The 18,704-nt window shown below is 64.5% G+C and carries 23 protein-coding genes; 11 read left to right on the top strand and 12 right to left on the bottom strand.

Annotated features, from left to right (window positions below):
* Positions 1-132: 132 nt before the first annotated feature.
* From glyA to QCE88_RS13880, 7 genes are all read left to right on the top strand, one after another.
* Positions 133-1,380: a serine hydroxymethyltransferase gene (gene glyA / locus QCE88_RS13910; protein ID WP_309902759.1), complete on the top strand. Its 1,248-nt coding sequence runs from the start codon at positions 133-135 to the stop codon at positions 1,378-1,380.
* Positions 1,381-1,398: 18 nt separating this feature from the next.
* Complete coding sequence (gene nrdR / locus QCE88_RS13905; protein ID WP_309833259.1) at positions 1,399-1,881, top strand: transcriptional regulator NrdR; 483 nt, start codon at positions 1,399-1,401, stop codon at positions 1,879-1,881.
* Between the two features lie 157 nt (positions 1,882-2,038).
* Positions 2,039-2,596, top strand: a complete 558-nt coding sequence (locus QCE88_RS13900) for a GspH/FimT family pseudopilin (protein ID WP_309902756.1) — start codon at positions 2,039-2,041, stop codon at positions 2,594-2,596.
* Positions 2,593-2,976, top strand: a complete 384-nt coding sequence (locus tag QCE88_RS13895) for a prepilin-type cleavage/methylation domain-containing protein (protein WP_309902754.1) — start codon at positions 2,593-2,595, stop codon at positions 2,974-2,976. The genes QCE88_RS13900 and QCE88_RS13895 overlap by 4 nt, the downstream gene beginning before the upstream one ends.
* Positions 2,973-3,779, top strand: coding sequence for a PilW family protein (locus tag QCE88_RS13890; RefSeq protein WP_309902752.1), 807 nt, complete (start codon positions 2,973-2,975; stop codon positions 3,777-3,779). The genes QCE88_RS13895 and QCE88_RS13890 overlap by 4 nt, the downstream gene beginning before the upstream one ends.
* A 63-nt stretch (positions 3,780-3,842) precedes the next feature.
* Positions 3,843-4,286: a pilus assembly PilX N-terminal domain-containing protein gene (locus tag QCE88_RS13885; protein WP_309902750.1), complete on the top strand. Its 444-nt coding sequence runs from the start codon at positions 3,843-3,845 to the stop codon at positions 4,284-4,286.
* 9 nt (positions 4,287-4,295) lie between these two features.
* Positions 4,296-4,766: a type IV pilin protein gene (locus QCE88_RS13880; protein WP_309902748.1), complete on the top strand. Its 471-nt coding sequence runs from the start codon at positions 4,296-4,298 to the stop codon at positions 4,764-4,766.
* Positions 4,767-4,780: 14 nt separating this feature from the next.
* On the opposite strand, the gene QCE88_RS13875 is transcribed toward QCE88_RS13880, so the two are convergent.
* From QCE88_RS13875 to QCE88_RS13860, 4 genes are all read right to left on the bottom strand, one after another.
* Positions 4,781-5,284 (bottom strand): DUF3318 domain-containing protein, encoded by a 504-nt coding sequence (locus QCE88_RS13875; RefSeq protein WP_309902746.1) that lies wholly within the window; start codon positions 5,282-5,284, stop codon positions 4,781-4,783.
* A gap of 27 nt (positions 5,285-5,311) precedes the next feature.
* Positions 5,312-5,692, bottom strand: a complete 381-nt coding sequence (locus tag QCE88_RS13870; protein WP_309833239.1) for a phage holin family protein — start codon at positions 5,690-5,692, stop codon at positions 5,312-5,314.
* 206 nt (positions 5,693-5,898) lie between these two features.
* Positions 5,899-6,201, bottom strand: a complete 303-nt coding sequence (locus QCE88_RS13865) for a DUF883 family protein (RefSeq protein ID WP_309809675.1) — start codon at positions 6,199-6,201, stop codon at positions 5,899-5,901.
* Between the two features lie 292 nt (positions 6,202-6,493).
* Positions 6,494-7,684, bottom strand: coding sequence for an acyl-CoA dehydrogenase (locus QCE88_RS13860; protein WP_309902744.1), 1,191 nt, complete (start codon positions 7,682-7,684; stop codon positions 6,494-6,496).
* A gap of 135 nt (positions 7,685-7,819) precedes the next feature.
* Here QCE88_RS13860 and QCE88_RS13855 point away from each other — a divergent pair, with 135 nt between their 5' ends.
* Positions 7,820-8,620 carry an IclR family transcriptional regulator gene (locus QCE88_RS13855; protein ID WP_309902742.1) on the top strand — a complete coding sequence of 267 codons (801 nt, stop codon included), beginning with the start codon at positions 7,820-7,822 and terminating at the stop codon, positions 8,618-8,620.
* Between the two features lie 4 nt (positions 8,621-8,624).
* Here QCE88_RS13855 and kynA read toward each other — a convergent pair whose 3' ends face one another.
* From kynA to kynB, 3 genes are read right to left on the bottom strand one after another with little or no spacing between them, the layout of a single operon-like run.
* Entirely contained in the window at positions 8,625-9,527 is a 903-nt protein-coding gene (kynA, locus tag QCE88_RS13850; protein WP_309902739.1) for a tryptophan 2,3-dioxygenase, read from the bottom strand.
* Positions 9,528-9,540: 13 nt separating this feature from the next.
* Positions 9,541-10,791, bottom strand: a complete 1,251-nt coding sequence (gene kynU / locus QCE88_RS13845; RefSeq protein WP_309902737.1) for a kynureninase — start codon at positions 10,789-10,791, stop codon at positions 9,541-9,543.
* 43 nt (positions 10,792-10,834) lie between these two features.
* On the bottom strand, positions 10,835-11,461 hold the full coding sequence (gene kynB / locus QCE88_RS13840) for an arylformamidase (protein WP_309902735.1): 627 nt from the start codon (positions 11,459-11,461) through the stop codon (positions 10,835-10,837).
* Positions 11,462-11,595: 134 nt separating this feature from the next.
* Here kynB and QCE88_RS13835 point away from each other — a divergent pair, with 134 nt between their 5' ends.
* Complete coding sequence (locus tag QCE88_RS13835) at positions 11,596-12,141, top strand: Lrp/AsnC family transcriptional regulator (protein ID WP_309902733.1); 546 nt, start codon at positions 11,596-11,598, stop codon at positions 12,139-12,141.
* A 17-nt stretch (positions 12,142-12,158) separates the two neighbouring features.
* On the opposite strand, the gene QCE88_RS13830 is transcribed toward QCE88_RS13835, so the two are convergent.
* A complete protein-coding gene (locus tag QCE88_RS13830) occupies positions 12,159-12,671 on the bottom strand; it encodes a flavin reductase family protein (protein ID WP_309902731.1) in 513 nt (170 codons plus the stop codon).
* 317 nt (positions 12,672-12,988) lie between these two features.
* Here QCE88_RS13830 and msrA point away from each other — a divergent pair, with 317 nt between their 5' ends.
* Positions 12,989-13,549: a peptide-methionine (S)-S-oxide reductase MsrA gene (msrA, locus tag QCE88_RS13825; RefSeq protein WP_309902728.1), complete on the top strand. Its 561-nt coding sequence runs from the start codon at positions 12,989-12,991 to the stop codon at positions 13,547-13,549.
* A 14-nt stretch (positions 13,550-13,563) separates the two neighbouring features.
* Here msrA and QCE88_RS13820 read toward each other — a convergent pair whose 3' ends face one another.
* From QCE88_RS13820 to pdxH, 3 genes are all read right to left on the bottom strand, one after another.
* Positions 13,564-14,586 carry a DUF72 domain-containing protein gene (locus QCE88_RS13820; protein WP_309903593.1) on the bottom strand — a complete coding sequence of 341 codons (1,023 nt, stop codon included), beginning with the start codon at positions 14,584-14,586 and terminating at the stop codon, positions 13,564-13,566.
* A gap of 77 nt (positions 14,587-14,663) precedes the next feature.
* Positions 14,664-15,878, bottom strand: a complete 1,215-nt coding sequence (locus tag QCE88_RS13815; protein WP_309902725.1) for a cyclopropane-fatty-acyl-phospholipid synthase family protein — start codon at positions 15,876-15,878, stop codon at positions 14,664-14,666.
* Positions 15,879-15,967: 89 nt separating this feature from the next.
* On the bottom strand, positions 15,968-16,609 hold the full coding sequence (gene pdxH / locus QCE88_RS13810) for a pyridoxamine 5'-phosphate oxidase (protein WP_309902723.1): 642 nt from the start codon (positions 16,607-16,609) through the stop codon (positions 15,968-15,970).
* Between the two features lie 292 nt (positions 16,610-16,901).
* Here pdxH and QCE88_RS13805 point away from each other — a divergent pair, with 292 nt between their 5' ends.
* Positions 16,902-17,744, top strand: a complete 843-nt coding sequence (locus tag QCE88_RS13805) for a tRNA threonylcarbamoyladenosine dehydratase (protein ID WP_309903590.1) — start codon at positions 16,902-16,904, stop codon at positions 17,742-17,744.
* 66 nt (positions 17,745-17,810) lie between these two features.
* On the opposite strand, the gene trxA is transcribed toward QCE88_RS13805, so the two are convergent.
* Positions 17,811-18,659 carry a thioredoxin gene (gene trxA, locus QCE88_RS13800; RefSeq protein ID WP_309902721.1) on the bottom strand — a complete coding sequence of 283 codons (849 nt, stop codon included), beginning with the start codon at positions 18,657-18,659 and terminating at the stop codon, positions 17,811-17,813.
* Between the last annotated feature and the right edge of the window lie 45 nt (positions 18,660-18,704).

Here is an 18,704-nt window from a genome sequence, read left to right as displayed (position 1 = left end):
ATCGGATTCTTCCCTCATCCGTCGCGCCTGGACATCCTCGGTGTTCAGCGTCCCCTGCGTCTGCTTCGAAGTTCGCTTCGAACATGGCGCGCGCGCGATCCGGTCAACCTGTATTGAACTCACGGAAAACGTATGTTTGACAGAGCCGAAAGTACCCTCGCCAACGTCGATCCCGAACTGCTCAAGGCGATCGAGCAGGAAAACCGCCGCCAGGAAGATCACATCGAGCTGATCGCGTCGGAAAACTACACCTCGCCGGCGGTCATGGCCGCGCAGGGTTCGCAACTCACCAACAAATACGCCGAAGGCTATCCGGGCAAGCGCTATTACGGCGGCTGCGAGTACGTGGATGTGGTGGAGCAGCTCGCCATCGACCGCGTGAAGCAACTGTTCGGCGCGGAGGCTGCAAACGTGCAGCCGAACTCCGGTTCGCAGGCCAACCAGGGCGTGTTCTTCGCGGTGCTCAAGCCGGGCGACACGATCATGGGCATGAGCCTCGCCGAAGGCGGTCACCTGACGCACGGCTCGCCCGTGAACATGTCGGGCAAGTGGTTCAACGTCGTGAGCTATGGCCTGAACGAAGCCGAAGACATCGACTACGACAAGACCGAAGCGCTTGCCAAGGAACACAAGCCGAAGCTGATCGTCGCGGGCGCTTCGGCGTTTGCGCTGAAGATCGACTTCGAGCGTCTTTCGAAGATCGCCGAGAGCGTTGGCGCCTACTTCATGGTCGACATGGCGCACTATGCCGGTCTGATTGCCGCCGGCGTGTATCCGAACCCGGTGCCGCACGCGGACTTCGTCACCACGACCACACACAAGAGCTTGCGCGGCCCGCGCGGCGGCGTGATCCTGATGAAGGCCGAGTTCGAAAAGCAGATCAACTCGGCGATTTTCCCGGGCATTCAGGGCGGTCCGCTGATGCACGTGATTGCCGCAAAGGCCGTTGCGTTCAAGGAAGCGCTCTCGCCCGAGTTCAAGTCGTATCAGCAAGCCGTGGTCGAGAATGCACGCGTGCTGGCGGAAACGCTGGTGAAGCGTGGCCTGCGCATCGTCTCGGGCCGCACGGAAAGCCACGTGATGCTGGTCGATCTGCGCGCGAAGAACATCACGGGCAAGGCTGCTGAAGCCGCGCTCGGCGCCGCGCGCATCACGGTCAACAAGAACGCCATCCCGAACGATCCGGAAAAGCCGTTCGTCACGAGCGGCGTGCGTCTCGGCTCGCCGGCCATGACCACGCGCGGCTTCGGCACGAAGGAAGCCGAGATCGTCGGCAATCTGATTGCCGACGTGCTCGACAACCCGGAAGACCAGGCGAACCTCGAGCGCGTGCGCGCGCAAGTGTCCGACCTGACCAAGCGTTTCCCGGTCTACCGTTAATCTGCGAGTCCGACGCTCATGCGCTGCCCGTTCTGCCGACACGAAGACACCCAGGTCGTGGATTCTCGCGTGTCGGAGGACGGCGCGGCGATCCGGCGCCGGCGCCGCTGTCCCGCGTGCGACAAGCGCTTCACCACGTATGAACGGGTGGAGCTGGCGCTGCCTTCGGTCGTCAAGAAAGATGGCAGCCGCGTGGAGTTCGACCGGCGCAAGATCGTTTCCAGCATGCAGCTCGCGCTCAGAAAGCGGCCCGTTGCGGCGGATGCGGTGGACGCTTCCGTCGCGCGCATCGAGTATCAGCTGCTCGGCAGCGGCGAGCGTGAAGTGCAGAGCGAGCGGCTCGGCGAACTCGTCATGAACGAGTTGCGTCAGCTCGACACCATTGCCTACGTCCGTTTCGCTTCCGTTTACAAGCGTTTCGAAGACGTTTCCGAATTCGAAGACGTCCTCGAGGAATTCCGGCGCGCCGCGCCGAAGAAATCCACTTCGCGCAAGCGCTGATTTTTCACGCATCTCTTTCTCCCAGACAGGTTTCCAGCCGTTCGTCCGCGCAGTGTGCCGGGCGCCAGGCGGCGTGAACACTCGTCCATCCGGCTAATGGCGGCCAGCATGTTTTGTCGATAGATTGGGCTCTCCGGCTCACTCCACTCGATAAGGCATGCAGATGGTCCAGAAGCTTCACCGGGTACCTCCAGGTTTCACCCTCGTCGAGCTGTGCGTCGTGCTCGCCGTCATGGCGATCCTTGCGATGTTCGCCGCACCTTCGTTCGTGTCGTGGCAGATCCGCGATCAGGTCGATGCCCGCGCGCATGCGCTCTTTTCCACGCTGTCACTCGCTCGCGCCGAAACCATTCGGCGTGGCGTGCGCGTCACGCTGTGCCGGATCGATGCCGCGCGTCGTTGCCTCGCGGCCGGGCGCAGCTGCGAGGGCGGCGCTGTGGACTGGTCGTGCGGCTGGGGGCTGTTCGTCGAACGAGAGGGTGCGCCGGTGTTGTTGCGGCTGCAGGCGGCGATGTCGTCGGTCTCCATCGCGGGAACGTCGAGTGACATGTCGTTCACCCCGCCCTCGGGGCAGGTCATCGGCGGGTTTCGCAGTTTCGAGTTCGCTTCGCGCGGCGGCGAACCATCCGCGAGCGCGGCGTTGCGACGCTGCATCCGCATCGCGGCGGGCGGGCGCGCCCGCATGACGCAGGGCGCGTGCGGAGCATCGGCATGAAGCGTGTTCAACAGGGCGACTCGCTCGTCGAGGTGATGATTGCGCTCTCGCTCACAGCAGTGACCGCATTGGGGCTGACCGGCCTGCAGAGCGCGTTGGCACGAGGCGAGCGCATGGCGCTGCTGCGCGAGCGCGCCGCATTGATTGCAGATTCCGTTGCCGAAGGCATGCGGGGCGGGGCGGATAGCGCGGCAGTCCTGTCGCAATGGCGCACGAGAGCGGCATCCCTGCTTCCCGCAGGCGATGTCGCCGTGTTCGATCGCGCAGCCGGCGTGCATGTCGCCACCGTGAGCTGGCACGCGGAGGAGGGTGGGCAGGCCTGTCCCGAGCCGCAGGCGCCGCCGCGCTCGTCGTGCATTGCCGTGGCGTTCGCACGATGAACCCGCGCCTCCGTTTCACAGGCTCACGCTCACCCGGACACACGCTGCTCGAACTGAGCATCGCACTTGCGCTGGGCCTGTCGATCGTGAGCGCGTGTCTCTCGCTTTATCGCGCCCAGCGTGCGGCTTTCGAGCGTGCCGCAGACGCTGTGCGCATGCATGAAGCCGCGTCGGTCGCGCTGGATATGCTCGGTCAGCAGTTGCAGATGGCAGGATTCGTCGGCGACCTCGACCCGCGCGCCGCGCTCGACGCGCCCCTCTTCGGTTGTGCGCAAGGGCGCGTGATCGGCGAGGAAGGGGCCGCTTCCTGCGAGACGCTCGCGAGCCGCTCAGACGGCGTGCAGGTCCGCTACGCGGCCGACGCCATTGCCACATGGCCGACTTCCGGCGGGGCGCCCACCGACTGCCTCGGCCAGGCGGTCCCCGACGCCTACGCCACCAATCGCTTCCATGCGAAGGCCAGCACCTCCACTGGCGAGCCGGAACTTTATTGCGAAGGCAACGGCAAGCAGGCGCAGCCGATCGTCGAGGGCATCGAGCGCATTCGCGCCCTGTACTGGCTGCCGGGCGCGTCCGCCGCGCTGGCCGCTTCGGGTATCGCTCGCGCGCGCTGGAAGGAGGTTTATGCCGTGGATGTCTGCGTCCTCGTGCGCGGTTTCACGGCACAGGCGAAACGCCGCGTGAATCATGTCGATTGCGACGGCGCGCCCGCCTACAGCGATGACGGTCGCGCGAGACAAGCCTTCTGGCGGCGCGTCGCGCTGCGCAATGCGCCGCTTCTGTCCACGCGCGATGCGGGTTGAGCCATGAAAGCACCCTCACGTTCCCGGGCCCGTTCTCGTGGCGCCACGTTGCCCATCGTCCTGATGCTCGCCGCGATGATGCTGGTCACCGCGAGCGCCTGGCTGCAAACCTCGCTCGTCACGGCGCGCTCGACGCTTGCAACGCGGGACCGAGCCCAGGCATTTCACGCGGCGGACGGCGCACTGCGCCGCTGCAGCGACATGCTGGCGGCCGCTCTGCCGGCGACGAACAGCGAGCCTTCGCGCTGGCGCTCGAAGGCCTCGTTCGAAGGCGCGGCGACCCTCGCCGTCAAGCCGTTCGACACCTGGCCGTATGCCTATCGCGCGCCGCAATGCCTGATCGAAGCGTGGGCGCATCCGGCTGGCACGGCCCAAGTCTCCTACCTGATCACCGCGCGCGGTTTCGGCGCCACGCTGGACTCGGAAACGTGGCTGCAGTTGCGCATCGACGTCGCCGAGGACGTCAGCGCGCAGCATTGGCGGCGCGTCGTCGCTCGCCCGTTCTGAGAGGCGCCCATGAAATCCGTCGAATCAAGGAGAACCGCAGCGTTCAGTCTGCTCGAATTGATGATCGCGCTCGCCGTCGCCGCGGTGATGGCGGCATTTGCCGTACCGGCTTATCGAAGTCATGTGACCAAGGCGCATCGCGTGGATGCCGCCACCGCAGCGCTCAAGGCGGTCCAGTTCGTCGAAACGGCGCGGCTCGCGCAAGTCGCGGCCAGCGGCGATGCCATCATCCTGAGCGCGGGTTTCGATCAGGCGCCATCGAGCGGCAGGGCAGTCTACCGCCTCAGCGTGCTGCCCGAAAACGCCACCAATGGCGGCTATGGGATCGAAGCCACGCCGGTCACCTCCGGTGCGATGCAGGATGACACGTGCGGCGTTTTCATCGTCGATGCAACCGGACTGCGCTGGAATCACGCGCCCGGTGCGACCACGCCGCTGGACACGGCGCAGTCGGTTGCCTGCTGGGCGGGGAGAATGTAGTGCGCTGGGGCGAGTCAGAATACCGTCGGATCGACGGCGTCGTTCGAAGTCTCAGGCGTGTTCGGCTTCATCTGCTGATAGATGCGCCAGGCTTCCCAGCCGGCAAGTCCCAAGCCACCCCACTTGAGCAGCGGCTTGGCGCCGCTCAGGAGCTTGGTCCGCACCGTCTTGGTGAGCACGAGCGAGGCGACGGAGCCGATGATCGGATACTGCTTGAACAGCGCGCCGACGTTCGCCGAACCGAGCAGCGATCCCAGCATCCCGCCGACGCCGCCCGCCGACGCGCCACGGCCGCGTTTGCTCCAGCGGCTGGTGCCGCCGCCCGGAATCAGGAAGCGCAAAAAGCTGAAATGCGTGATGGACGAGCGCAGGTCGTGCGTCGCCTGGCGCATTTCCATGCGTTCGACGTCCGCGCGGGCAATCAGCAGTTCCTTGCGCAGCGCGCGCATATGCGGCGTGCGCAGCTTCTGCATCTTGTCTCGCTTCGGCGTCTTAAAGGTGTCGTCTTGTTGGCTCATGGCGGATTCAGGTGCGCGGATCGGGGATCAGCGAAACATGTCGCGGTCCTTGCGGAACTCGGCGAGTGTGTCGTCGAACAGGTTCGGCGCGTCGCGCAGGTTGCTGCGTGCCCGCAGGCCGCATGCGATGGCGATCAGCGCGTACAGCAGCGTGATGCCGCCCAGCGCCTGCCAGCGGTAGGTGTCCCAGAAGAAAATTGCGATCAGGACCGTCAGCGAGATGAGCGCCATCATCGCGAGCATCATGGCGGTAAGTCCGAGGAACAGGACGCCGATCAGACGTTCCTTCTCCTCCTGGAGCTCGATGCCGATCAGTTCAAGGCGCGTCTCGAAGATGGCGAAGGCGGAGGTCATGATGCGTCGCAACGGTCCGGGGGACGATTGCTGCGGTGGCCGTTCTGTCGTCATGGCTTGAATGCGAGAAGCGCGTTGGTGCCGCTTGGTGTGCTTCCGGTCCGCCGCTTGAAGCGGCCGACCGGTACGAATGTCGAGAAGCGGTCGAGCCGCGCGCCCGGGCAAGGCGCGCACGGTTCAGTCCAGTTGGGGCCCCGACGGATTCACGTTCAGCAAACAACGGGCCATTGCCTCGGCAGCGAGACCGGCCCGCGCGTCCTCTACTTTCGATTGATGAGCAGGCCGATCACCATGCCAAGGCCGGCCGCAATGCCGATGGACGCCCACGGATGTTCATGCACGTAGTCATCGGTGGCGCGTGCCGCTTTCTTGCCTCGCTCGATGACCACGACTTGCGCGTCGGCGGCTTTTTCCTTCGCCTGCTTGAGGCGGGCAAGCGCGGTCTCGCGCAGCTCGGAGGCGCGTTCACCGGTGGCGGTAGCCGCTTGCTTCAAAAGGTCTTCGGCGTCAGCGAGTACGGTTTTGATATCCGACATGAATCGCTCCTTGTTGATTTCTGACATTAAAGGCTCCAATCGATGAGGCTACGCGAATCGTAACCAAAGATGGGGTCGCTGACGAGGAGGCTGACTCTCGCGGGCCAGGTGACGCAGGTTTCATTCCAGTTCCGCAACCTGCTCGCTGACGCGGTCCGCGGCGCTGTAGCTGGTCAAAGCTTCGACATCATCTCGAATTGATACGATCTGTCCCGTAAAAGTTTCAGCGGTGCATCGAAAGTTACAAAGGCTTGCGGCTCCAAAACGCGAAGAGCCGGCAAGTGCCGGCTCTCTCACGTCAGCGAAGCCACGCAGACCGTCAGAAAAACGCTTGAATGCCCGTCTGCGCGCGTCCCAGAATCAGCGCGTGAATATCGTGCGTGCCTTCATAGGTGTTCACCACTTCCAGATTCACCAGATGCCGCGCGACGCCGAATTCATCGGAGATGCCGTTGCCGCCGAGCATGTCGCGCGCAAGGCGGGCGATATCCAGCGCCTTGCCGCACGAATTGCGCTTCATGATGGACGTGATCTCTACCGCCGCCGTGCCTTCGTCTTTCATGCGCCCGAGACGCAGCACGCCTTGCAGACCCAGCGTGATTTCCGTCTGCATGTCGGCGAGCTTTTTCTGGATCAACTGGTTCGCGGCGAGCGGCCGGCCGAACTGCTTGCGATCCAGCGTGTATTGCCGGGCCATATGCCAGCACGCCTCGGCGGCGCCGAGCGCGCCCCATGAAATGCCATACCGCGCCGAGTTCAGGCACGTGAATGGACCCTTCAGGCCGCGCACGTCCGGCAGCAGGTTTTCTTCAGGCACGAACACTTCGTCCATCACGATCTCACCCGTGATCGACGCGCGCAGTCCTACCTTGCCGTGGATCGCCGGAGCGGACAGTCCCTTCCAGCCCTTTTCGAGAATGAAGCCGCGGATGTCGTCACGGCCGTCTTCCTCCAGCTTGGCCCAGACCACGAAGACGTCCGCGATGGGCGAATTCGAGATCCACATCTTCGTGCCGGAAAGGGAATAGCCGTCCTGCACTTTTTTCGCGCGGGTCGTCATGCCGGCCGGGTCGGAGCCGGCGTTCGGTTCGGTCAGGCCGAAGCAGCCGATCCACTCGCCGCGCGCCAGTTTCGGCAGATACTTTTCCTTCTGCGCGTCGCTGCCGAAGGTGTTGATCGGCACCATGACGAGCGACGACTGCACGGACATCATCGAGCGATAGCCCGAATCCACGCGCTCGACTTCACGCGCGATCAAGCCGTAGCACACATAGTTGAGGCCCGGGCCGCCGTACTGTTCCGGAATGGTCGGTCCGAGCAGACCGAGCTCGCCCATCTCGCGGAAGATCGACGGATCCGTCTTTTCCTCGCGGAACGCCTGCATCACGCGCGGCTGAAGCTTGTCCTGCGCGTACGCGCGTGCGGCATCACGCACCATGCGTTCGTCTTCGCTCAGTTGTTGATCCAGCAGCAGCGGATCTTCCCAGTTGAAACGGGCGGCTTCAGCCATGTGCGATCTCCAGATTTCAGTGAAAAGCGTCGCCTCGGACTCAACTGTCGATTCAAGAACCCGAGCACGCGCGCTTGACATGCGTTCCGCTAGGCGAAACAATGTTTTGCAAATCAGTCCCGAGTCTAGCATCCGATGTCAGCCGACTCCACCCGTAATTCCACGGCCGCTTCATTGCGCCATGTCACGCCGGAAGACCTCGACGAGCGCAAGTTTGTCGTTGCGCTGGCGCGCGGGCTCGATCTGCTGCGCGCGTTCCGTCCTGGCGACACGCTGCTCGGCAATCGTGATTTCGTCGAGCGCACTGGCTTGCCGAAGGCAACGGTCAACCGCCTAGCCTACACGCTGACGATACTCGGCTATCTGCGTTTCGACGAATCCGCCGGCAAATATGCGCTCGACACCGGCGTGCTGTCGTTGGGTTTCACGTTGCTGGCGGAGTCGGACACGCTCGAACTGGCGCGTCCGCACCTGCGGGCGCTGGCGAGGGAGATTGGCGCGGCGGTATCGCTGGGCTGCCGCGACGGGCTCGACATGATCTATCTCGACACCATCCGCAGCGAGACGGCGCTGACGCTGGGCCTCGCGCCCGGCTCGCGTCTGTCGATGCTGACAAGCTCGATGGGCCGTGCCTGGCTCGCCGTGCAGGAGCCGGCGGCGCGCGAGGCGTTGCTGGAGGAGCTCGGCCGCAACGAGGGCGCCGACAAGGTCGATGCCGCGCGCATCGCGCTCGACGAATTTGCGCGCGAAGGCTGCTGCTACTCGTTCCGCGAATGGCACGACGACGTCAATGCCGTCGCCGCGCCGTTTCGCGACCTGCGTAACGGGCGTTGGCTGGTGCTGTCGAGCAGCGGGCCGGCGTCATCGATGGGCGAGGCGTATTTCCGCGAGACCATCGGCCCGCGTCTGAAGGCGCTGGCGGCGCGGCTGGCCTGAACGCTTACAAGACCGTCCGGACGTGCCACAGCTCCGGAAACAGCACAACGTCGAGCATTTTGCGCAGATAGGACGCGCCCGCCGTGCCGCCCGTGCCGCCCTTGAAACCGATGATGCGCTCGACCGTCGTCACATGCCGGAAGCGCCATTGCCGGAACGCGTCTTCCAGGTCGACCAATTCTTCCGCCATCTCGTACAGATCCCAGTACTGCGACGGATCGCGATACACCGCGAGCCAGGCCGCTTCGACCGACGCGTCGTGGGTCGTCGGCTGCGACCAGTCGCGGTTCAGGCGCGCGGGATCGATCTCGAAGCCGCGCCGGGCCAGCAGGCGAATCACTTCGTCGTAGAAGGAAGGCGTTTCGAGCGCTTCCCGCACCTGCGCGTGAATGTCCGGCCGATGCGCGTGCGGCTTCAGCATCTGCTCGTTCTTGTTGCCGAGCATGAATTCGATCTGCCGGTACTGATGCGACTGGAATCCCGACGATTGCCCGAGGTACGGGCGCATCGCGGTGTATTCGGAGGGCGTCATCGTCGCGAGTACGTTCCACGCCTGCACCAGCTGCTCGAAGATGCGCGACACGCGCGCGAGCATCTTGAACGCGGGCGGCAGTTCGTCGCGATGCACCGCCGCCAGCGCCGCGCGCAGTTCGTAGAGCGCGAGCTTCATCCAGAGCTCGCTCGTCTGATGCTGCACGATGAACAGCATCTCGTTGTGATCCGGCGAGAGCGGATGCTGTGCGCTCAGGATCGCATCGAGGCCGAGGTAGTCGCCGTAGCTCATCGAGTCGGTGAAATCGAGCTTGGCTTCGTGCCAGCCTTCCTTCTGATCGGCGCCGGCGGCGTCGTCCGTGTCGGTCGTGTGAGTCGCGCCATGCCCGAACGGGCAGCCTTGTGTGGGGTTCATGATGATTGCTCGCTCAGGTCACCGACGCCCGCTCGGCGAACTCGGGCGCCCGCCAGCTTTCGGTCGCGAGCACGTCGCGCAGGATCTCCACAGCATCCCACACGTCGACGAAGCGGGTATAGAGCGGCGTGAAGCCGAAACGCAGAATCCGCGGTTCGCGATAATCGCCGATCACGCCCCGCGCGATCAGCGCCTGCATCACCTCGTAACCGTTCGGATGCTCGAAGCTCGCCTGCGAACCGCGTTGCGCGTGGTCACGCGGCGTGGCGAGCGAGAGCGGAAATTCACCGCAGCGCGCCTCGACCAGCTGAATGAACAGATCGCTCAGCGCGAGCGACTTACGGCGCAGCGCCTGCATGTCGGTTTGCAGGAAGACATCGAGACCGCATTCGACCAGCGCCATCGACACGATCGGCTGCGTGCCGCACAGGAAGCGCCCGATGCCGTCGTCCGGACGATAGACCGGGTTCATTTCGAACGGCCTCTTGTGGCCCCACCAGCCGGACAGCGGCTGCGAAAACGCGTTCTGATGCCGCTTCGGCACCCAGACGAAGGCCGGCGAACCCGGGCCGCCATTCAGATACTTGTAGGTGCAACCGACCGCGTAATCCGCGCCGACACCGTTCAGGTCGACCGGCACCGCCCCCGCCGAATGCGCCAGATCCCACACCGCCAGCGCGCCCGCGCGCTGGATCATCTGCGTGAGCGCGGCCATGTCGTGCATGGTGCCGCTGCGATAGTTGACGTGCGTGATCATCGCGAGCGCGGTGTGCTCGTCGATGGCGGCGGGCAGCTCGGACGGATCGTCGACCAGACGCAGCTCGTAGCCGCGGTCCAGTTGTTCGATCAGACCTTGCGCGATGTACAGGTCAGTCGGAAAGTTCGAACGTTCGGAGACGATCACGCGGCGTTTCGGATCGCGCTCGTGCGCGAGCTTCAGCGCCGCGGACAGGACCTTGAACAGATTCGTCGAGATCGTGTCGGTCACGACGACTTCGTCCTCGGCCGCGCCGATCAACGGCGCGAGCTTGTTGCCGAGGCGCTTCGGCAGCGCGAACCAGCCGGCCGTGTTCCAGCTGCGGATCAGGCCTTCGCCCCATTCCGCGCCGATCACGCCAGCCGCGCGCGCCGCAGCGGCCTTCGGCGGTACGCCCAGCGAATTGCCGTCGAGATAGATCACGCCGTCGGCGAGGGCGAACTGTTCGCGCAGGCCATGCAGCGGGTCGTCGCGGTCGAGCGCCGCAGCTTCGTCACGATGTTGCATCGAAAATTCCATTTCTGTAATAAAGATCGGCTATGACTATGAATCAGGCCAGCGGACGCAGGACGGCGCGCACCGGGCTCGCGTCGAGCGTGGACAATTTGAGCGGCAGGGCGATCAGTTCGTAATCGCCCGGCGCGACGGCATCGAGCACCAGGCCTTCGAGGATCGCCATGCCATGCGCACGGATGCGCCGGTGCGCGTCCATGGTTTTCGATTCCTGCGGATCGAGCGACGGCGTATCGATGCCAATCAGCTTCACGCCGTGCCGGGCCAGCAGGTCGATGGTGTCGGGCGCGACCGCGGTGAAGGCGCTGTCCCAGGCGTCGAGCGGCGCGTTGCGGTAGGTGCGCAGCAGGACCCGCGGCGGTATGCCGTCGAGCTGCCCGGCGACATGCTCCGGCAGCACGAGCGGCGTGACGCCTACGCAATGCACGACCCGGCACGCGCCGAGATAGGTGTCCAGTGCGACGGCGCCGATCGGCGCGCCGTGTTCGTCGTAGTGGAGCGGCGCGTCGGCGTGCGCGCCGGTGTGCGGCGACAGCGTGAGCCGCGCGACGTTGACCGGCGAGCCCGCTTCCATGCGCCACACGCGCTCGATGCCGACGGGCGTATCGCCCGGCCAGACGGGCGTAGCGGGTTCGATGGGCGGGGAAATATCCAGCAGCGTCATGACGCGCCTTAGCAGAAAGCGTGGAGATGCGTCAAATCATAGTCGTGTTGTCTCGCAAGGTGCTTGCGAAATAAATACCCAAAAGTGTCGCGCTTAGAACATAATTCGATGAAACGGGCCTAGGGGACTCAAAAATGACCGGCTTCACGCTCGATGCAACGGATTGCCGAATTCTGGCGGTACTGCAGGAAGATGGACGGATCAGCAACCTGGACCTGGCGGAGCGCATTTCGCTCTCGCCGTCGGCGTGCCTGCGCCGAATGCGTCTGCTCGAAGAGGAAGGGGTGATCGCGAGCTATCGCGCGTGCCTCGACCGCGAACGCCTCGGTATCGAACTGGAAGCGTTCGTCCATGTGTCGATGCGCAACGACGAGGAAAACTGGCACGAGAAGTTCGCCGCCGCCGTGCGCGACTGGCCGGAAGTGGTCGGCGCGTTCGTCGTGACCGGCGACACGCACTACGTGCTGCGGGTGCTCGCGCACAACCTCAAGCACTATTCCGACTTCATTCTCTCGAAGCTGTACAAGGCGCCTGGCGTGATCGACATCCGTTCGAACATCGTGCTGCAAACGATGAAAGACGACGCGGGCGTGCCGGTCGCGCTGATCGATCAGCCGGCATTGCGGGTGGAGCGGGCGCCTTCGGTGGCGTCTTCCGCGGTGTCCTCAGGGACGCCCTGAGCGGGCGAAGTCCCGGATCAGTCCAGCGGTCCGAGCGTATGGAAGCTACCCGCCTGAAACACGAGCGGGGCGGCGGGGTCGTTGTCTTCGCGCATGCCGCAACGTTCCACTTCGCCGACGAAGATCACGTGATCGCCTTCGTCATAGCGACTCCGGTTGTGACACTCGAACCAGGCGATGGCCCCGTCCAGCACCGGCATGCCCGTGTCGCCGGCCGCATGCGATACGCCTGCGAAACGATCGCCCTTGACCGTCGCGAAGCGCCGGCACAAGTCCAGTTGCGACGCCGCCAGCACGTTGACCACGTAGTGACTGTTCGAGCGGAAGACCGACATGGACGCCGACTTGGTCGCGAGGCTCCACAGCACGAGCGGCGGGTCGAGGGAAACGGAGTTGAACGAGCTGGCCGTAATGCCGATGGGCTGGCCGGACGGCGTGAGCGTCGTGATGACGGTGACACCGGTCGCGAACTGGCCGAGTGCGGCGCGAAACGCTGACGGGTCGAAATTCGGGGCTTTGGCGCGTGTCATGGTGCGGAGGGGCGGTCGAGTCTGCCGTGTGCTACCGAGCCGGCCGCGCGTCGCGCTTCAGTCGGTGAGACTTTTCGGAAGTCATGTAAAAACAGGTGATGTGTTGCGATTCTAGCGGAATCGGCTGTCGCCGGACGTTCAAGGCCGTACCAGGCAAGCAGGTTTTCTGCCTGTGAGGCTGTCCAGCGTCGCGTGTCCAAACCCAATAAACTCGATGAATGCATCCCGGCCGCGCATGCATTGAAGAAGCGGCCGGGCGCATCCATATGCATGATCCGCGGCAAGCGCCGCATGCACTTGATGAGGAGTTGCGCCTTATGACTCAGCAGAATCAGCAGGCCGGATACGAAACCGCGACGCTCGGCGGCGGTTGTTTCTGGTGTACCGAAGCGGTGTTTCTGGCCGTGCAGGGCGTGGTATCGGTCGAATCGGGCTACGCAGGCGGCAAGGCGCTGAATCCGTCGTACGAACAGGTCTGCGGCGGCGACACCGGCCATGCCGAAGTCGTCAAGGTCGTGTTCGATCCGTCCGTCATCGGCTATCGGGAAGTGCTTGAAATCTTTTTCGCGACCCACGATCCGACCCAGCTCAACCGCCAGGGCGCCGACACCGGCACGCAGTACCGCTCCGTCGTGTTCACGGATTCAGACGAGCAGCGCAAGATTGCGCTAGACGTGATCGAGGAACTCCAGCGCGAGGACATCTACGGCGGCAGGATCGTCACCGAAGTCAGCGCGCTCGACGGCAACTACTATCCGGCCGAGGCCTATCACCAGAACTTCTTCGCGCAGCATCCGGAGCAGGGCTATTGCGCGGCGGTCGTCGGGCCGAAGGTCGCCAAGTTCCGCAAGAAATTCGCGCATCGCCTCAAAGCCTAAAGGCGTGAGCGCGCCTACGACGCGCGCACTCGTTCGCACGCCGCCGCAATGCCCCGCGCCAGCTCGAAGCACGTGAGCGGCGCGGAGCCTTCCGCCTTGTTGTTCGCCGCGATCACCACCGGCTGGCCCGCGATCGCATATTGCGCGGCCAATTCGGCCAAAGCCTCGCGCGTGTCGAGATCCTCGTCGACGATCCGGTCGAACGGCTCGTACTTCGCCTTCGCCTGTTCGTAGCGGAAGCCGCTGTGCAGGCTCCAGCGCACCACGAGCGGTCCCATCCCGTCTTCATCCAGCAGTGCGAGCGCTTTCGCCTGACGGCGCACGTCGGGCATGCGCGCGTGCACGCCGATGCAATAGCGCACCTTCGCCTCCCGCAACGCGCGGATGAAACGCGGCGTGAGCATGACGGCGTCGCGAATCTCCACCGCGTAGCACGCGTCGCCTTCGAGCGGCGGCAGCGCTTGCAGGAACGCCGAGAGACGGTCGATGAACACCGCCGGCTCGACCACCAGCGCATCCGGCAGCGGCGAGAACTGGAACACCAGCGCGCCGGCCTTCGCGCCGAGTCCGCCGATGCAGGGCGTCACGAACTCGTCGATAGCGATCTGCGCATTCAGGAACGCGGGATTGTCCGCGTCAGGCACGCCGCGCTCGCCGCGCACGAAGGCATCGGTGACGGAGGCGGGCGCCTTGACGATGAAACGGAAATGGTCGGGCACCTGCGACGCATAGCGTGCGTATTCGGCGAGCGACAGCGGCGCATAGAACGAGCGGTCGATCGATACGCTTCGCAACAGCGGATGCGCGCCATACGCGGCGAGACCGTCGCGTGAAAGCCTGGTGTTCGAGTAGTCGTCGCCGTAGACGATGCCGCGCCAGCCCGGAAACGACCATGTCGAGGTGCCGAGATGGATCGAATCGGGAAGGCTCTGCGCGAGGAGTTCGAGTTCGGGCTGCGACGGCGCGGGCAGGACGCCGCGCGCTTGGGTGGACTTGAGCTTTGAGGGTGACTTTGGCGCTTCATTCACCACAGACATCCCAGGCGCAGGCTCGCCGAACAGGTCGAGCGTCTCCTCGTCCGGTCCGCCCGCGTCATGCTGCGTGAGATCGCGGTTCAGAGCGCCTTCTCGTAGATATAGCGCCGCGACCACGGCAGCGTCTTCGCGCTGCGTCCCGCCTTGCGGCAGATCACCTGGTAGATCGACACGTCGTCGTTTTCGAACGCATACGCGCAGCCCGCCAGATACACGCGCCAGATGCGGAAATGCTCGTCGTCCACGAGCTTCCTCGCTTCCTCGGCGTTCGCCTCGAAGCGCTCGGCCCAGACGTCGAGCGTGTGCGCGTAGTGACGGCGCAGGCTCTCGACGTCGAGCGCCTCCAGCCCGCCTTCCTGCATCGTCTGCAAGGCGAGGCTGATGTGCGGCAGCTCGCCGTCCGGGAACACGTATTTGTCGATGAACTCGCCGCCGCCGAGCGAAGTCTCGCCGCTGTCGGCGTCCGACGAGGTGATGCCATGATTCATCGCGACGCCGTCGTCGACCAGCAACTCGCGGATCCGCGCGAAGTAGCCCGGCAGGTTCTTGCGCCCGACGTGCTCGAACATGCCGACGCTCGTGATGCGGTCGAATTGTCCCGGGATGTCGCGGTAATCCTGCAGGCGGATCTCGACCCTGTCTTCGAGACCGGCCGCCTTGACGCGTTCGGTTGCCAGCCTGAACTGGTTTTCCGAGAGCGTGACGCCCACGCACTTCGCGCCGAACTTCTGCGCCGCGCGAATCACGAGGGCGCCCCAGCCGCAGCCGATGTCGAGCAGCGTGTGCCCCGGCTGCACCTGGATCTTGGTCAGGATGTGGTCGATCTTCTTGAGCTGCGCGGTGTCGATGTCTTCGTCGCCGTTCTCGAAGTACGCGCAGGAATAGACCATGTTCTTGTCGAGCCAGAGCTGGTAGAACTCGTTCGACACGTCGTAGTGGTACTGGATGGCCTTCTTGTCCGACGCCTTCGAGTGCGTGAAGTAGCGTCGCACGCGGGCCAGTTTGCTGGCGCTGGTCACCGTGTTCTTCGCGAGCGAATAGCTGATGTTGATGATGTCGCTCAGCTTCCCTTCGATGTCGATCTTGCCCTTCACATAGGCTTCACCGAGATTGTCGAGGGTCGGTTCGAGCAGGTATTGCAGCGCCGTCGCGCTCTTCACATGCAGCGTCACGCGCGGCGCGGCGAACTGGCCGAAGTCATGCTGCTGGCCGTCCCACAGCACGAGACGCGCGGGCAGGTTGGCCCGGTCCCGCACTTCCTCAACCCATTGCGTCAGCTTCTTCTCCCAGAACATGCTTGTTTCTCCGCGCTAAGAAAATCAAGGGGAAGGCGTGCGCCTTCATGCTCGTTGCCGTTATCGTCTCGCTTGCTGTCGTGCTCGCGTCAGGGCGCGAGTCTCGTGATTCGCCACGCGTCGTCCGCACGATCCCGCGTATAGACGATGCGGTCGTGCAGGCGCGAGGGGCGTCCCTGCCAGAATTCGATGGTGTCGGGCACGACGCGATAACCGCCCCAGTGCGGCGGACGCGGCGGGGCGTCGCCATAGCGGGCGATCATCTCGCGCTCGCGCGCTTCGAGTTCCGCGCGGCTGTCGAGCGGCTCGCTCTGCGGCGAGGCCCACGCGCCGATCCGTGAACCGAGCGGACGCGAGGCGTAATACGCATCGCTTTCCGCGTCGCTGGTCTTTTCGACGCGTCCCTCGATGCGCACCTGGCGCTCGAGTTCGATCCAGTGGAACAGCAGGCTCGCGGCGGAGTTGGCGGCGAGTTCGCGGCCCTTGCGGCTGTCGTAATTGGTGAAGAAGACGAAGCCGCGTTCGTCGACGCCCTTGATGAGCACGATGCGGGCGGAAGGCCGGCCCGCTGCGTCGACGGTGGCGAGCGTCATGGCGTTCGGTTCGGGCAACTTCGCATCGAGTGCTTGTGCGAACCAGGTGTCGAACTGGCGGACCGGGTTCGAGTCGACGTCGGCCGCGTCCAGCGCACCGCGCGAATAGTTTTGGCGAAGATCTGCAAGAGTCGTCATTTTTATGCAAACGCTACAGTCGCGACAGTATAGCCAACGTAAAACGATCTTGCCCTGATTACCCGGGCGCGACTCCGGAGGTCTGGGCGGATCGTGAGCGGCTATCACGTCACGGGTTTCGATAAGGCAGAATACGCAATCCGGCCGTATTTTGCATGAATCCGTACCCCTGAACGAAACGCCGACAGGCATTTGAAAGTCAACGTTGAGGCAGCACAAGCATCAGGCATGTTCTGACTTGTTGCGGGCTTCAGATTTGCTTTCAATGCAGCGTGCTTTTACCTTGTCCGATATGAACGCTTCTTCCGTTTCCCCCGCTTCTCTCCCCGCTGATGCCGCCGACCGCGAGCGCCGTTTCGGCGGCATTGCGCGCTTGTACGGCGCACCCGCGCTGGCCGCGTTCGAGCGCGCGCATGTCGCGGTGATCGGCATTGGCGGCGTCGGTTCGTGGGTGGCGGAGGCGCTGGCGCGCAGCGCGATTGGCCGCTTGACGCTGATCGATCTGGACAATGTCGCCGAGAGCAATACGAACCGCCAGATTCATGCGCTCGATGGAAACTACGGCAAGGCCAAGGTCACGGCGATGGCCGAACGTATCCGGCTGATCGATCCTGCGTGCGAAGTGCGCGAGATCGAGGACTTCATCGAGCCGGGCAACTTCGATGCGGTACTCGGCAACGGCTTCGACTACGTGGTCGACGCCATCGACAGCGTGCGCACGAAGACCGCGCTGATCGCGTGGTGCGTGAAGAATGGGCAGCCGTTGATCACGGTGGGCGGGGCGGGCGGGCAACTCGACCCGACGCGCATCCGGATCGACGATCTCGCGCTGACCATTCAGGACCCGCTGCTGTCCAAGGTGCGTGGCCAGTTGCGCAAGCTGCACGGATTTCCACGCGGACCGAAGGCGCGTTTCAAGGTGAACGCGGTGTATTCGGACGAGCCGCTGATCTATCCCGAAGCGCCCGTCTGCGATCTGAGCGAGGGCGCCGAGCATCTGGAAACCGGCGGCGGACATCAGGGCCCGATCGGGCTCAACTGCGCGGGCTTCGGTTCGAGCGTGTGCGTGACGGCGAGCTTTGGATTCGCGGCCGCCGCGCGCGTGCTGAGGGATCTGGCGAAACGCGCGGGCTGAGCGTCGCGCGTTTTTAAAGCAAAACGGCCAGCTGCATCGAGCTGGCCGTTTTGAGTGGCGGGACGGTCAATTCATCGCCGCGCTGAGCCTGCGCCGCCAGCGCGAAACGACATCCGGCTGATTCGCGGCCAGTTCGAAGACCGAGAGCATGGTCTTGCGGCCGACATCGTCCATGAAGGCACGGTCGCGCACGACGATCTCCAGCAGATGCTCCAGCGCGCCGTCGAATTCGCGGCCCGCGATCAGCCGGTTGGCCAGTGCGAAACGTGCGTCGAGATCGTCCGGGTTGGCTGCGACCGCGGCGTACAGCGCGTCGGCGGGCGGGAGATCGGCGGCTGCGTCGGCGGCGTCCAGTTCGGTCTTCAGCGCGTTGTAGCGCGCGTCGATGCCTTGTGTCGTCTTCGGCGACAGCAGCTTGTCTTCTTCCTTCGCTTCGTCGTAACGGCGCTCGGCGATCAGCCATTCGATCAGGTCGAGGCGGGCGTCGTCATAGCCGGGATCGAGCGCGATCGCGGCCTTGATGGTGTCGATGGCGAACTCGCGGTTGCCCGCCGCCCACGCGGCCTGCGCGCTGAGCCGTTCGGCGTCGGCACCGGCCGGCACGAGCCGGTCCAGGAACTCGCGCAGCTGGCCTTCCGGCAGCACGCCGATGAACTGGTCGACCGGACGGCCTTCCGCGAACGCGATCACGTGCGGAATGCTGCGCACCTGAAAATGCCCGGCGAGCTCCTGGTTCTCATCGACGTTCACCTTGACGAGCTTCCATTTCCCGGCGGCTTCGGCTTCGAGCTTTTCGAGCATCGGTCCGAGCGTCTTGCACGGGCCGCACCACGGCGCCCAGAAATCGACGAGCACGGGCGCAAGCATCGACGCGTTGATGACATCGTTCTCGAAAGTGGCGAGAGTTGTTTCCATGCGTTCTCCAAGTGCTGCAGGCAATCTCAATCAAATAGGGGCGAT

This window comes from Caballeronia sp. LZ035 (genome assembly GCF_031451175.1).
Lineage (GTDB): Bacteria > Pseudomonadota > Gammaproteobacteria > Burkholderiales > Burkholderiaceae > Caballeronia.
This window is presented reverse-complemented; position numbering and strand designations above follow the sequence as displayed.